Source organism: Streptomyces sp. ID05-39B, assembly GCF_033794725.1.
GTDB lineage: Bacteria > Actinomycetota > Actinomycetes > Streptomycetales > Streptomycetaceae > Streptomyces > Streptomyces bobili.
In genome coordinates this window covers 1-13,826 of sequence record NZ_JARGEF010000218.1, presented here as the reverse complement: position 1 = coordinate 13,826, position 13,826 = coordinate 1, and the positions used below count along the sequence as shown (strand labels likewise).

Here is a 13,826-nt window from a genome sequence, read left to right as displayed (position 1 = left end):
GGGGTGAGGATCGTCCGGACGCCGTGCGCGCGGGCCGCGCGGGCGCCCGCGACGACCGCGGCGAGCGGGATCTCCAGCTGGAGCAGCAGGGCGTCGGCGGAGGCGATGAGGACCGCGTCGCCGGGCACGAGGTGGTCCACGGTGCCGTTCGCGCCGGGGACGACGACGATCGCGTTGCCGCCCTCGTCGTCCACCACGATGTGCGCGGTGCCGGAGGGGGACTCGACCGTGCGCAGGTGGTCGGTGTTCACCCCGCAGTGTTCGAGGGTGGAGCGCAGGCGGGTGCCGAAGGAGTCGTTGCCGACCGCGCCGATCATCGAGACGGTGCCGCCCGCGTGGGCGGCGGCGACGGCCTGGTTGGCGCCCTTGCCGCCGGGGATCGTACGGAACTCCCGTCCCGTGACGGTCTCCCCGCGCTGCGGGGCCTTCTCGACGTAGGCGACGAGGTCCATGTTCGTGCTGCCGAGCACGACGATGTCGGTCATGGGCGTGCAGCCTCCCGGTGGGTGAGGTGGGCGAGGGTGTCGAAGCCGGTGCCGTCGAAGTCGGCGACGGAGCTGGCGAGGCGGTTCTTGAGCGGGGTCGTCCAGTGGTCGGGGAGGGCGGCCGGGGTGCCGGCCAGGAGCGCGGCGACGCTGCCCGCGGTGGCGCCGTTGGAGTCGGTGTCCCAACCCCCGGACACGGCACGGCAGACGGAGCCGGAGAAGTCGCCGTCGGCGTGGGTGAGGGCGGCGGCGATCAGGGCCGTGTTGGGGACGGCGTGGACCCAGTGGTGGGTCGCGCCGTGCGTGGCGTGGAGGCGGTCCACGACCGTGTCGAAGCCGGCGTGTTCGCGGGCGAGTCCGATCGCGTGGGTGACGGCTCGGAAGAGGCGGGAGCGGGGCGGGACGACGGTGAGGCCCGTGCGCAGACAGGCGTGGATGTCGTGGTCGCCGGTCGCGGCGGCGGCGATGGTGGCCGCCGTGAACATCGCCGCGTAGACGCCGTTCGCGGTGTGGGTCAGGGTGGCGTCCCGGTGTGCCTGCCCCGCCGCGGCGGCCGGGTCCCCGGGGTTGGTCCAGCCGTGGACGTCGGCGCGGATGAGGGCGCCGATCCACTCGCGGAAGGGGTTGCGGTGGCGGGCGGTGTGCGGGGGTTCGATGCCGTGGAGGAGGTTGCGGTAGGCGAGTCGTTCGGCGGTGAAGGTGCGGCCTGCCGGGAGTTCGTCGAGCCAGAGTCGTGCCACGTCGGCGGTGGTGAAGGTTCTGCCGTGCCGCCGGAGCAGGAGCAGGTTGAGCAGGGGGTAGTCGAGGTCGTCGTCCTCGGGCATGCCGTCGATGTTCTCGGCGAGGGAGTTTCCGGCCGAGCGGCGGTTCCAGGGGTGGGCCTCCAGGAGGGCCGGGGGGACGCCACGCGCGGTGAAGTAGGTGGTGAGCGGCCAGTTGCCGGTGGCGGCGGCCAGGGCGCGGATGGCGTCGAGGGGGAGTTTCTCCACCGGTTTGCCGAGGAGGCAGCCGGCTGCCCGGCCGAGCCAGGCGGCTTCCAGGGCGGCCGGGGTGAGCGCGGCGCCCCGGCCGCCGGCGGGCTCGGCGGGCCACGCCGGGCAGGCGGCCCTGATCTTCGACAGGTCCGTCGGCTCGTCCTCCGCCAAGGCGCTCGGCAGGTCCGCCAGTTCGTCGAGCAGGTCCTCGGCCAGGAGGCGGAGATAGGGCGACGCGCGCCGGGGCGATGCGCCGGCCCGTTCCGGGGCCTCGTGGCCGCCCGCCGCCCGCCAACGGGCGGCGACCGCCGAGGGTTCACGGCCGTCCTGGGCCGCCTGCCGGAGTTCGTGGCCGACGAGGTCTTCGGGCTGCACCCAGGTCAGGCGGAGCATCACCGGCCCCCGAGGCCGGCGAACGCCCGCTCGTGCGCCCTGCGGCGGTGGACGTCCTTCTCGAAGATCTCCCGGGCGACCTCGGTGAGGGCCGTCGCCGGTGACCACAGGTCCAGGCGGCTGGCCTCCGCGACCCTCTTGGACCACTCGTCCGGCACGGGGGAGCCGAGGGCGCCGGTCACCGCGCCGGCCATCGTCGCGATCGAGTCGCAGTCACGGCCGTAGTTCACCGCGCCCAGCACCGAGTGGCGGTAGTCGCCGCCGGCCGTCACCACCATGCCCAGGGCGACGGGGAGTTCCTCGATGGCGTGCAGCCGGGAGGGGCGGCGGGCGGCAAGGGAGGGCTGCCGGTAGTCGGGGCCGACGGTGTCGTAGGGGGCCACCGCCTCCCGGATCGGGGCCAGCGCCGACTCGAAGTCCCGGTGGCGGGCGGCCACTTCGCAGACCTGCTCGATCGCCGCGCGGGTGCCGTCCTTGGCCAGCGACAGGCACGCCGCCACCACCGAGTCGGGTGTCGCGCCGGGTGCGCAGGCCGCGGCCACCGCCGCCGCGAAGACGCCCGCCGCCTCACGGCCGTACGAGGACTGGTGGGCGCCCGCGAGATCGATCGCCTCGGCGTAGGCCGCCGCCGGGTCGGCCGCGTTGACCAGGCCGACCGGGGCCATGTACATCGCGGCACCGCAGTTGACGATGTTCCCGACGCCTGCCTCGCGCGGGTCGACATGGCCGTAGTGGATCCGCGTGACCAGCCATTTCTCCGCCAGGAAGAGGCGCTGGAGGGGGAGCGCCTCGGCCTCCAGCTCCGGGATCCAGCGAGGGTTCGTCATCAGGTCCGGGACCAGGTGGTCGGCGAGTGCGTACGCGTCCAGGTGGTCGCGGACCGTGGCGTAGACCCTGATCAGCGCGTGGGTCATCAAGGTGTCGTCGGTGACGTGGCCGTCGCCCTTGTGGTATGGCGCGATGGGGCGGGCGGTGCGCCAGTCGTCGCCGTTCCAGGGGCCGACGACGCCGTGTACGCGCCCGCCGTGGCGCTGGAGGATCTGGTCGGGGGAGTAGCCCTCGACCGGCCCGCCGAGGGCGTCGCCGACGGCCGCGCCGACGAGGGCGCCGGTGACGCGTTCCTCCAGGGCCGGGCCCGCCGGGGTTCCCCTCTCCCGGGTTTCCCCGACTCCTTCGCCGCTTTCTTCCGTTTTGGGTGTCATGATCCGAATCATCCTCCTGCTGCGGCCGGTTGTGCGGCTTCCAGGAGTTCGGCGAGTTCCACCAGGTCGGTGCCGGTGAGGCGGGGCAGGGCGCAGCCGGAGAGTGTGCGGCAGGCGTCCCGCCAGCTCGCCGGGATCGACGCGGCGCCGCCCAGCGCACCGGTCAGTGCGCCCGCGAGCGCGGGGGCGGAGTCCGCGACCCGCGACAGACAGGCCGCCGCCGGTACGGCCTGCGCGATCCGGCCGCCCGACGCGGTGGCCAGCGCGAGGGCGACCGGGACGGTCTCGGCGGCGGCGATGCCGTAGCTGTAGACGTGGTCGACGATCTGATGCTCCAGCAGGGGGACCAGGGCGAACGCGCTCTCCGCGGTCCGGGCCAGGGTGAGCGCGTGCCGGGCGTTGCGGCCGATCTCGGTGCCCTCGGGGAGTTCGGCGAGCGCGGCGGTCACGCAGGTCCCGGTGTCCGCGCCGGCCAGCGCCACCGAGAGGGCCGCGGCCATGGCTCGGGCGCCGTGCACGCCGTCGCCGTCCTGCGTGTAGCGGGCGTCGAACTCGGCCAGTTCGGCGGCGAGTCGGGGGTCGCCGGGGTGGGCCACCGCGAGCACGCAGGCGCGGACGCAGGCGGCGTCGTCGAAGTAGTGCGGGTTGTCGTGACCGGTGGCGGGCGGGCGCAGGCCGGTGGCCAGGTTGCCGAGGCCGGCCCGGACGGAGATCCGGGCGCGCAGGGGGAGTACGGCCGACTCCACCTCGGGGGCGCGGTCCGCCGACGCGGCGACCTCGGCGGCGAGGGCGTTCCAGGTGAGGTCGATGGCGGCGCGCATACGGCGCCGGCGGCTGAGGTCGCCGAGGACGGTGTCGTCGCCCGCCCGCAGGACCGCCTCCGCGGCGAAGGCCGCCCATTCGGCGTCGTCGGACGGGCCCAGGCGCAGGGGTTCGGGAGGTTGGTTGAGGGCGATGGGGACGGGGAGGGTGGTCGTCGCGTTCTGTTCGGCGAAGGTGTCCAGCTCGCGGGTGAGGCGGCGGGTCCACTCCGGCATGCGGGCGGCGCGGTGGCGGGCGGCGGGCCAGCCGGCGGCGTCGCCCGCGGCCAGGCCCAGCAGGAGGCCCTCGGTGCGGTGCGCCTGCCGGCGGCGGAGGGTCGTTCCCGCCTCGGCTTCGCCTTCGGCCGGGGAGTGATTCCCGCCCGCGCCGCCCGTGCGGGTATCGGGTGGCCCCTGTGGGGCGTGCTCGCCGTCGGCGGGCGTGGCACCGATCGGCTTCGCGCTGAGCGTGCCGCTCATGTCGTCCGGGACCGGCGGCAGAGTCGCCGGGCCGCCCGCCGCTCCCTCGTCCCACGGCCCCGGCGGCCTCATGACGCCGCTTCCGGTACGAGGAGGTCGGCCACGTCCAGGATGTGGTGGCCGGAGATCGACGGGAGGCAGCTGCCGCGGGCCGGGCCGATGGCCGCCGCCCAGTCCGGGGGGATCGCCGAGATGCCCTGGGTCGCGCCGGCCAGGGCGCCCGCCACCGCGGCCGTGGTGTCGGCGTCGCGGCCCATGTTGACGGCGGTGAGGACGGACCGGGCGAAGTCGCCGTCGGCCGATGCGTACGCGCCGAAGGCGAGGGCGACCGCCTCGGGGGCCAGGTCGGTCCACGGGTAGCCGCCGATGACGACGGCGGAGCGGACCGCGCGTTCGCCGCGGTGGGCGACCGCGACCGCGCGGCGCAGGGAGCGGGCGGTCCAGGAGTCGTCGGGGATCACGGCCAGCGCGGCGGCGACCACGGCGACCGTCGGCGCTCCGGCCATCGCGGCGGCGACGCCCGCGGCGACCGCCTGGCCGCCGTAGATGCCCTCGCCGTCGTGGCTGACCGAGCCGTCGATCGCGACCAGGCGGGCCGCCTCGGCCGGGCGGCCCGCGGCGAAGACGCCGAAGGGGGCGGCGCGCATCGCGAGGCCGTCGCTCCAGGCGTGCCGGTGCTGGGCGGAGATGGGTGCGGCCAGGCCCCGGCGGAGGTTCTCCAGGGTGCCGCGTTCGCTGAAGCCGGCGCCGCGGAAGGGGCCCTCGTCGCGGTCGGCGATCCAGGTGTGCCAGGCCGCCTCCACGTCGGCGGGGGTCAGCGCGGAGCCGTGCCGGGCCAGCAGCAGGCCGGAGAAGATCGCGTACTCGGTGTCGTCGGTGCCGGCCGGCCGGTCGGTGACATAACCCGTGATCCGGCCCCAGCGGGCGCGGATCTCGGAGGGCTTGAGGTTCTCGGCCGGTGCCCCGAGGGCGTCTCCGACGGCCAGGCCGAGCAGGGCGCCGCGGGCCCGTTCGCGCGGGGCGGTGGCGTCACCCGGCGCCGGGGCCGGGGGCACGCAGACGATCGATGCCATACGGGGCCTCTCGTCGGGGGCCGCGCGCGGGTGCGGAGCCCTTTGCGGATGTGTCCCACCGTCGGCGGTTGACCTGAGCCTCCGGAGCTCTCATGTCACCCGGTCGACATCTGTGCGGGCTGCCGATCGAATGAGCGAACGAGGGTAAAACCGCAGGTTAGCGCAGCCTTTCCTTGCTGGCGGGCAAGGCTGGCCAGGCATAGTCTGGGTGTCGTCGAAAAATGGAATGAGTCCAAAGAGGGCGGTCCGGGTCGACGTCCGGACGGCACGCAGACGTTTTTCATGGAGATCGGTATGGCTCTCATCGAGACCGAGGCGGCGCTGCACGAGGCGCACCGCGGCAACCACACCCACCGGGACGTGAGCGGCGGCTGGCTGCGTCCGGCCGTCTTCGGCGCGATGGACGGCCTGGTCTCCAACCTCGCCCTGATGACCGGTGTCGCCGGCGGGGCGGTCGAGCGGCAGACCATCGTGCTGACCGGCCTCGCGGGCCTCGCGGCCGGCGCCTTCTCGATGGCCGCCGGTGAGTACACCTCCGTCGCCTCGCAGCGCGAACTCGTCGAGGCGGAACTCGACGTCGAGCGGCGTGAGCTGAGAAAGCACCCGAAGGACGAGGAGGCCGAGCTGGCCGCGCTCTACGAGTCCCGTGGCGTCGAGCCCGCTCTCGCCCGGCAGGTCGCCTCCCAGTTGTCGCGCGACCCCGAGCAGGCCCTGGAGATACACGCCCGTGAGGAACTGGGCATCGACCCCGGCGACCTGCCCTCGCCGCTGGTCGCCGCCGGGTCCAGCTTCGGTGCCTTCGCGCTGGGCGCCCTGCTGCCGGTGCTGCCGTATCTGCTCGGCGCGACCGTGCTGTGGCCGGCCGTCCTGCTGGCGCTGCTCGGCCTGTTCCTGTGCGGTGCGGTGGTGGCCAGGGTGACCGCGCGAAGCTGGTGGTACAGCGGGCTGCGGCAGCTCGTCCTCGGAGGGGCGGCGGCCGGTGTGACGTACGCCCTGGGCAGTTTCTTCGGAACGGCCGTAGGATAGATTGGCTGCTACTTATGCGATGGGCCGCATAAATAGCCGTTACTCGCTGGTTTCGAACGCTTAACCAACGGGCATGAGCCGTAAGCGCTGTGGGCAATGAGGCTCGCGGCGCACTCGCGGGGTGGGCTACGACGTCCCCTCCGCCCCGCGGACCGACAGGCACCGATCTGACCGATGGTGTCCGGTTCGGTCCCCACATACTTTCAGCCGCTTCTGAGGCACCCCGCCGGCACCCCACGGCGTCCGCATGTTGGAACGGAGTATCCGGTTCCCGAGAACCGCTCCATCATGTAACCTGCACGAAATTTTGCACTTACGCAGAGGGCCAACGTCGTCCCTTCGCTCGCAGATATGCCACTTGAGACGACGACGGGAGAGCCGATGCGTACGCCGCGCCAGCCGTCCCAGCATTCCGCGAATGGCCAGAACTGGTCTTTCATGGATGCTCGCCCTGCTGCGCAGGGTATGTACGACCCCCGCAACGAGCACGACGCCTGTGGCGTCGGCTTCGTGGCCAACCTCACCGGCGAGGCGAGCCACACGCTGGTCGAGCAGGCGCTGACCGTTCTGCGCAACCTCGAGCACCGTGGCGCCACCGGCTCCGAGCCGGACTCCGGCGACGGCGCGGGCATCCTCACCCAGGTCCCCGACGCGTTCCTGCGCGAGGTCGCCGGGTTCGAGCTGCCCGAGGCCGGCGGTTACGCCGTCGGCATCGCCTTCCTGCCCGAGGACGGCCTCCAGGACACCGTCTCGCATATCGAGACGATCGCCGCCGAGGAAGGCCTCACGGTCCTCGGCTGGCGCGACGTCCCGGTCGCCCCCGAACTCCTCGGCGCCACCGCCCGCTCGACGATGCCCGCCTTCCGCCAGGTCTTCGTGACCGACGGCGTCTCGAAGGGCATCGACCTCGACCGCGGCGCGTTCGTCCTGCGCAAGCGCGCCGAGCGCGAGGCCGGGGTCTACTTCCCCTCGCTGTCCGCGCGCACGATCGTCTACAAGGGCATGCTGACCACCGGCCAGCTCGAACCCTTCTTCCCGGACCTGTCCGACCGCCGGTTCGCCTCGGCCGTGTCGCTCGTCCACTCGCGTTTCTCGACGAACACCTTCCCGTCGTGGCCGCTCGCCCACCCCTACCGCTTCGTCGCGCACAACGGTGAGATCAACACCGTCAAGGGAAACCGCAACTGGATGGCGGCCCGCGAGTCGCAGCTCGTCTCCGACCTCTTCGGGGACCAGGAGCGCATCGACCGCGTCTTCCCCATCTGTACGCCGGACGCCTCCGACTCGGCGTCCTTCGACGAGGTGCTCGAACTGCTCCACCTCGGTGGACGCTCGCTCCCGCACTCCGTGCTGATGATGATCCCGGAGGCGTGGGAGAACCACGACTCCATGGACCCCGCCCGCCGCGCCTTCTACCAGTTCCACTCCAACCTGATGGAGCCCTGGGACGGCCCGGCCTGCGTCACCTTCACCGACGGCGTCCAGGTCGGCGCCGTCCTCGACCGCAACGGTCTGCGTCCCGGCCGCTACTGGGTCACCGACGACGGCCTCGTCGTCCTCGGCTCCGAGGTCGGCGTCCTCGACATCGACCCGGCGAAGGTCGTCCGCAAGGGCCGCCTCCAGCCCGGCCGGATGTTCCTCGTCGACACCGCCGAGCACCGCATCATCGAGGACGACGAGATCAAGGCCCAGCTCGCCGTCGAGAAGCCGTACGCCGAGTGGCTCGAAGCCGGCGAGATCGAGCTGAGCGACCTGCCCGAGCGCGAGCACATCGTGCACACGCACGCCTCGGTCACCCGCCGCCAGCAGACCTTCGGCTACACCGAGGAAGAGCTGCGCATCATCCTCGCGCCGATGGCCAAGACCGCCGGCGAGCCGCTCGGTTCGATGGGCACCGACTCGCCGATCGCCGCGCTGTCCGCCCGCCCGCGGCTGCTCTTCGACTACTTCACCCAGCTGTTCGCGCAGGTCACCAACCCGCCGCTGGACGCCATCCGCGAGGAGCTGGTCACCTCCCTGCGCTCCTCGCTCGGCCCGCAGGGCAACCTGCTCGACCCGAGCGCGGCGTCCTGCCGCTCCGTCGTGCTGCCCTTCCCGGTGATCGACAACGACGAGCTGGCCAAGCTCATCCACATCAACGCCGACGGCGACATGCCGGGCTTCAAGGCCGCGACCCTCTCCGGCCTGTACCGGGTGCACGGCGGCGGCGACGCGCTGGCCGCGCGGATCGAGGAGATCTGCGACGAGGCCGACGAGGCCATCGAGAACGGCGCCCGGCTCATCGTCCTGTCGGACCGCCACTCCGACGCCGAGCACGCGCCGATCCCGTCGCTGCTGCTCACCGCGGCCGTCCACCACCACCTCATCCGCACCAAGCAGCGCACCCAGGTGGGCCTGCTGGTCGAGGCCGGTGACGTCCGCGAGGTCCACCACGTGGCCCTGCTGATCGGTTTCGGCGCAGCCGCCGTCAACCCGTACCTGGCGATGGAGTCCGTCGAGGACCTGCTGCGCGCGGGCACCTTCCTGGACGGCATGGAGCCCGAGCAGGCGATCCGCAACCTGATCTACGCCCTCGGCAAGGGCGTCCTGAAGGTCATGTCCAAGATGGGCATCTCGACCGTCGCCTCCTACCGCGGTGCCCAGGTGTTCGAGGCCGTCGGTCTCGACGACGCCTTCGTCGCGAAGTACTTCAACGGCACGGCCACCAAGATCGGCGGCGTCGGCATCGACGTCATCGCCAAGGAGGTCGCCGCCCGCCACGCCAAGGGCTACCCGGCCAGCGGCATCGCGCCGGCCCACCGCGCCCTGGACATAGGCGGCGAGTACCAGTGGCGCCGCGAGGGCGAGCCGCACCTGTTCGACCCGGAGACGGTCTTCCGCCTCCAGCACTCGACGCGCGCGGGCCGCTACGACATCTTCAAGATGTACACGGACCGGGTGAACGAGCAGTCCGAGCGCCTCATGACGCTGCGCGGCCTGTTCGGCTTCAGCTCCGGCCGGGAGCCGATCTCCGTCGACGAGGTCGAGCCGGTCAGCGAGATCGTCAAGCGCTTCTCCACCGGCGCCATGTCGTACGGCTCCATCTCCAAGGAGGCGCACGAGACCCTCGCCATCGCCATGAACCAGCTGGGCGGCAAGTCCAACACCGGTGAGGGCGGCGAGGACGCGGACCGGCTGTACGACCCGGCGCGGCGTTCGTCGATCAAGCAGGTCGCCTCCGGCCGCTTCGGCGTGACCTCCGAGTACCTGGTCAACGCGGACGACATCCAGATCAAGATGGCGCAGGGCGCCAAGCCCGGCGAGGGCGGCCAGCTGCCCGGCCACAAGGTCTACCCGTGGGTCGCCAAGACGCGTCACTCGACGCCGGGCGTCGGCCTGATCTCGCCGCCGCCGCACCACGACATCTACTCCATCGAGGACCTGGCTCAGCTGATCCACGACCTCAAGAACGCCAACCCGGCGGCCCGCATCCACGTGAAGCTGGTCTCCGAGGTCGGCGTCGGCACGGTCGCGGCCGGTGTGTCCAAGGCGCACGCGGACGTCGTGCTCATCTCGGGTCACGACGGCGGCACCGGCGCCTCCCCGCTGACCTCGCTGAAGCACGCGGGCGGCCCCTGGGAGCTGGGCCTCGCCGAGACCCAGCAGACCCTGCTGCTCAACGGCCTGCGCGACCGCATCGTCGTGCAGACCGACGGCCAGCTCAAGACCGGCCGCGACGTCGTCATCGCCGCGCTGCTCGGCGCCGAGGAGTTCGGTTTCGCGACCGCGCCGCTCGTCGTCTCCGGCTGCGTCATGATGCGCGTCTGCCACCTGGACACCTGCCCGGTCGGCATCGCCACCCAGAACCCGGTGCTGCGCGACCGGTTCAACGGCAAGGCCGAGTACGTGGTGAACTTCTTCACGTTCATCGCCGAAGAGGTCCGCGAGCTGCTCGCCGAGCTGGGCTTCCGCTCGATCGAGGAGGCCGTCGGTCACGCCGAGGTCCTCGACGTCGAGCGGGCCGTCGACCACTGGAAGGCCCAGGGCCTGAACCTGGAGCCGCTGTTCCACGTGCCGGCGCTGCCCGAGGGTGCCTCCCTCCACCAGGTCATCGAGCAGGACCACGGCCTGGAGAAGGCGCTCGACAACGAGCTGATCAGGCTCGCCGCCGACGCGCTGGCGGCGGACTCCGCGACCGACGCCCAGCCGGTGCGCGCCCAGGTCGCCATCCGCAACATCAACCGCACGGTCGGCACCATGCTCGGCCACGAGGTGACGAAGAAGTTCGGTGGCGCGGGCCTGCCCGAGGACACCATCGACATCACCTTCACCGGCTCGGCCGGCCAGTCCTTCGGCGCCTTCCTCCCGCGCGGTGTCACGCTGCGCCTGGAGGGCGACGCCAACGACTACGTCGGCAAGGGCCTCTCCGGCGGCCGGGTGATCGTCCGCCCGGACCGGGGCGCCGACCACCTCGCCGAGTACTCGGTGATCGCGGGCAACACCATCGCGTACGGCGCGACCGGCGGCGAGCTGTTCCTGCGCGGTCGGACGGGCGAGCGGTTCTGCGTCCGCAACTCCGGCGCGACGGTCGTCTCCGAGGGCGTGGGCGACCACGGCTGCGAGTACATGACCGGCGGTCACGCCGTGGTCCTCGGCGAGACGGGCCGCAACTTCGCGGCCGGCATGTCCGGTGGCGTCGCCTACGTGATCGACCTGAACCGCGACCACGTCAACTCCGGCAACCTCGGCGCGGTCGAGGAGCTGGACGACACCGACAAGGCATGGCTGCACGACGTGGTGCGCCGCCACGCCGAGGAGACCGGTTCGACCGTCGCCGAGAAGCTGGTCGCTGACTGGGACGCCTCCGTGGAGCGCTTCAGCAAGATCATCCCCAGCACGTACAAGGCAGTGCTCGCCGCCAAGGACGCCGCCGAGCGAGCCGGTCTCTCCGAGACCGAGATCACCGAGAAGATGATGGAGGCGGCGACCAATGGCTGATCCCAAGGGCTTTCTCAACCACGGCCGCGAGGTCGCCAGGTCCCGCCCGGTCGAGGAGCGGCTCAAGGACTGGAACGAGGTCTACGTCCCGGGCTCGCTGCTGCCGATCATCGGCAAGCAGGCCAGCCGGTGCATGGACTGCGGCATCCCGTTCTGCCACAACGGCTGCCCGCTGGGGAACCTGATCCCCGAGTGGAACGACTTCGCCTACCGCGAGGACTGGTCGGCGGCGTCCGAGCGTCTGCACGCCACGAACAACTTCCCGGAGTTCACGGGCCGGCTGTGCCCCGCTCCGTGCGAGTCGGCGTGTGTGCTCGGCATCAACCAGCCGGCCGTCACCATCAAGAACGTCGAGGTCTCGATCATCGACAAGGCGTGGGCGACCGGTGACGTCGCCCCGCAGATCCCGGAGCGGCTGTCCGGCAAGACGGTCGCGGTCATCGGCTCGGGCCCGGCGGGTCTCGCCGCCGCCCAGCAGCTGACCCGGGCGGGCCACACCGTCGCCGTCTACGAGCGCGCGGACCGCGTCGGAGGCCTCCTGCGGTACGGCATCCCCGAGTTCAAGATGGAGAAGCGGCACATCAACCGCCGCATCGAGCAGATGCGCGCGGAGGGCACCCGCTTCCGCACGGGCATCGAGATCGGCCGCGACCTCAAGGGCACCGACCTGAAGAAGCGGTACGACGCGATCGTCATCGCCGCCGGCGCCACGACCGCCCGTGACCTGCCGGTCCCCGGCCGCGAACTCAAGGGCGTCCACCAGGCCATGGAGTACCTGCCGCTGGCCAACAAGGTGCAGGAGGGCGACTTCGTGGCGCCCCCCATCACCGCCGAGGGCAAGCACGTCGTGGTCATCGGCGGCGGCGACACCGGCGCCGACTGCGTGGGCACCGCCCACCGTCAGGGCGCGGCCTCCGTCACGCAGCTGGAGATCATGCCCCGGCCGGGCGAGGAGCGGAACCCGGGCCAGCCCTGGCCGACCTTCCCGATGCTCTACAAGGTCACCTCCGCGCACGAGGAGGGCGGCGAGCGGGTCTACTCCGTCTCCACCACCCACTTCGAGGGCGACGAGGACGGCAACGTCCAGTGGCTGCACCTCACCGAGGTGGAGTTCGTCGAGGGCAAGCTGACCCAGAAGCCGGGCACGGAGCGCAAGATCCCCGCCCAGCTGGTGACGCTGGCGATGGGCTTCACCGGTACGGACCGCGAGAACGGTCTCGTGGACCAGTTCGGCCTGGAGCTGGACGAGCGCGGCAACATCGCCCGCGACCGCGACTTCCGGACCAACGTGCCGGGCGTCTACGTCGCCGGTGACGCCGGCCGCGGCCAGTCCCTCATCGTGTGGGCGATCGCGGAGGGCCGCTCGGCCGCCCGCGGCGTCGACCGCTTCCTGACCGGGGCCAGCGACCTGCCGGCCCCGATCCGGCCGACCGACCGTTCCCTGATGGTCTGACGGCCGGTCACCGAGCGTCCCGTACAAAGGCGTACGGGCGGGAGGTCCGGGGGCCCAGCCCCCGGACACCCCCCGAGACGGCGTCTGCCCCACTGTCCCCGACCGGACGACCGGGCAGGCGCCGCCGCATGTCCCGGTGTGGGAGGGTGTGGCCCATGGTCGCGATCAGTCTCAGCAAGGTCCAGGAGACGGCACCCGCGCTGGTCAGCCTGTACAAGAGCGCCGGGGTGTCCCTCACGAAGCACGGCCTGGACGGGCAGCGGGCCGCCGTCTACCTGGTCGTGGACTACTCGGGGTCGATGAAGCCGTACTACAAGGACGGCAGTGTGCAGGCGCTCGCCGACCGGGTGCTGGGTCTGTCGGCGCATCTCGACGACGACGGCCGGGTGCCGGTGGTGTTCTTCTCCACCGACGTGGACGCCGTCACCGACATCGCGCTCGCCGACCACCAGGGGCGGGTGGACCGGATCGTGGCCGGTCTCGGGCACATGGGCAGGACCAGCTACCACCTGGCGATGGACGCCGTCATCGACCACCATCTCGACAGCGGTGCGCGCGAGCCCGCGCTCGTCGTCTTCCAGACCGACGGCGGGCCGATCAACAAGCTCGCCGCCGAGCGCTATCTGTGCAAGGCGTCGACGCTGCCGCTGTTCTGGCAGTTCATCGGCTTCGGCGACAAGGACAGCAAGCAGTTCGACTTCCTGCGCAAGCTGGACGAACTGCCCGTGCCGCAGAAGCGGGCCGTCGACAACGCAGGCTTCTTCCACGCGGGCGCCGATCCCCGCGAACTCTCGGACGCGGAGCTGTACGACCGTCTGGTGGGCGAGTTCCCCAAATGGCTGGTGGCGGCGCGGGCGCAAGGGATCGTGGGCCCCGGCCGCTGAGCCGGGGGTGGGGCCGGGCGGTTGAGCCGGGCTCCTAGCCGGGTGCTGGGTCGGACGGCTGGGCCGGACGGGCTGGGCT

At 72.2% G+C, this 13,826-nt stretch carries 9 protein-coding genes; 4 read left to right on the top strand and 5 right to left on the bottom strand.

What is annotated here, in order from left to right:
- From P1P75_RS32505 to P1P75_RS32485, 5 genes are all read right to left on the bottom strand, one after another.
- The coding region (locus P1P75_RS32505) for a PfkB family carbohydrate kinase (protein ID WP_319262344.1) at positions 1 to 485 on the bottom strand (485 nt) is incomplete at its 3' end.
- Positions 482 to 1,852: an ADP-ribosylglycohydrolase family protein gene (locus tag P1P75_RS32500; RefSeq protein ID WP_319262343.1), complete on the bottom strand. Its 1,371-nt coding sequence runs from the start codon at positions 1,850 to 1,852 to the stop codon at positions 482 to 484. The genes P1P75_RS32500 and P1P75_RS32505, both read right to left, overlap by 4 nt.
- Positions 1,852 to 3,054, bottom strand: coding sequence for an ADP-ribosylglycohydrolase family protein (locus tag P1P75_RS32495; RefSeq protein WP_319262341.1), 1,203 nt, complete (start codon positions 3,052 to 3,054; stop codon positions 1,852 to 1,854). The genes P1P75_RS32500 and P1P75_RS32495 overlap by 1 nt, the downstream gene beginning before the upstream one ends.
- An 8-nt stretch (positions 3,055 to 3,062) precedes the next feature.
- Positions 3,063 to 4,334 (bottom strand): ADP-ribosylglycohydrolase family protein, encoded by a 1,272-nt coding sequence (locus P1P75_RS32490; protein WP_319262348.1) that lies wholly within the window; start codon positions 4,332 to 4,334, stop codon positions 3,063 to 3,065.
- Positions 4,335 to 4,402: 68 nt separating this feature from the next.
- Entirely contained in the window at positions 4,403 to 5,407 is a 1,005-nt protein-coding gene (locus P1P75_RS32485; protein ID WP_319262339.1) for an ADP-ribosylglycohydrolase family protein, read from the bottom strand.
- A gap of 294 nt (positions 5,408 to 5,701) precedes the next feature.
- Here P1P75_RS32485 and P1P75_RS32480 point away from each other — a divergent pair, with 294 nt between their 5' ends.
- The 4 genes from P1P75_RS32480 (at position 5,702) to P1P75_RS32465 (ending at position 13,747) form a co-directional block, all read left to right on the top strand.
- Positions 5,702 to 6,433 carry a VIT1/CCC1 transporter family protein gene (locus P1P75_RS32480; RefSeq protein ID WP_319262337.1) on the top strand — a complete coding sequence of 244 codons (732 nt, stop codon included), beginning with the start codon at positions 5,702 to 5,704 and terminating at the stop codon, positions 6,431 to 6,433.
- Positions 6,434 to 6,814: 381 nt separating this feature from the next.
- Entirely contained in the window at positions 6,815 to 11,410 is a 4,596-nt protein-coding gene (gltB, locus tag P1P75_RS32475; RefSeq protein ID WP_319262346.1) for a glutamate synthase large subunit, read from the top strand.
- Positions 11,403 to 12,863 carry a glutamate synthase subunit beta gene (locus P1P75_RS32470; protein ID WP_319262336.1) on the top strand — a complete coding sequence of 487 codons (1,461 nt, stop codon included), beginning with the start codon at positions 11,403 to 11,405 and terminating at the stop codon, positions 12,861 to 12,863. Before gltB ends, P1P75_RS32470 begins: the two co-directional genes overlap by 8 nt.
- Positions 12,864 to 13,018: 155 nt before the next feature.
- Entirely contained in the window at positions 13,019 to 13,747 is a 729-nt protein-coding gene (locus tag P1P75_RS32465) for a VWA domain-containing protein (protein WP_319262334.1), read from the top strand.
- The last annotated feature ends 79 nt before the right edge of the window (positions 13,748 to 13,826 follow it).

Excerpts from the sequence above, each read along its gene's own strand:
- P1P75_RS32480 (WP_319262337.1), top strand. The coding sequence starts at position 5,702 with ATGGCTCTCATCGAGACCGAGGCGGCGCTGCACGAGGCGCACCGCGGC.
- P1P75_RS32470 (WP_319262336.1), top strand. The coding sequence starts at position 11,403 with ATGGCTGATCCCAAGGGCTTTCTCAACCACGGCCGCGAGGTCGCCAGG.
- gltB (WP_319262346.1), top strand. The coding sequence starts at position 6,815 with ATGCGTACGCCGCGCCAGCCGTCCCAGCATTCCGCGAATGGCCAGAAC.
- P1P75_RS32495 (WP_319262341.1), bottom strand. The coding sequence starts at position 3,054 with ATGACACCCAAAACGGAAGAAAGCGGCGAAGGAGTCGGGGAAACCCGG.
- P1P75_RS32500 (WP_319262343.1), bottom strand. The coding sequence starts at position 1,852 with ATGCTCCGCCTGACCTGGGTGCAGCCCGAAGACCTCGTCGGCCACGAA.
- P1P75_RS32485 (WP_319262339.1), bottom strand. The coding sequence starts at position 5,407 with ATGGCATCGATCGTCTGCGTGCCCCCGGCCCCGGCGCCGGGTGACGCC.
- P1P75_RS32490 (WP_319262348.1), bottom strand. The coding sequence starts at position 4,334 with ATGAGCGGCACGCTCAGCGCGAAGCCGATCGGTGCCACGCCCGCCGAC.
- P1P75_RS32465 (WP_319262334.1), top strand. The coding sequence starts at position 13,019 with ATGGTCGCGATCAGTCTCAGCAAGGTCCAGGAGACGGCACCCGCGCTG.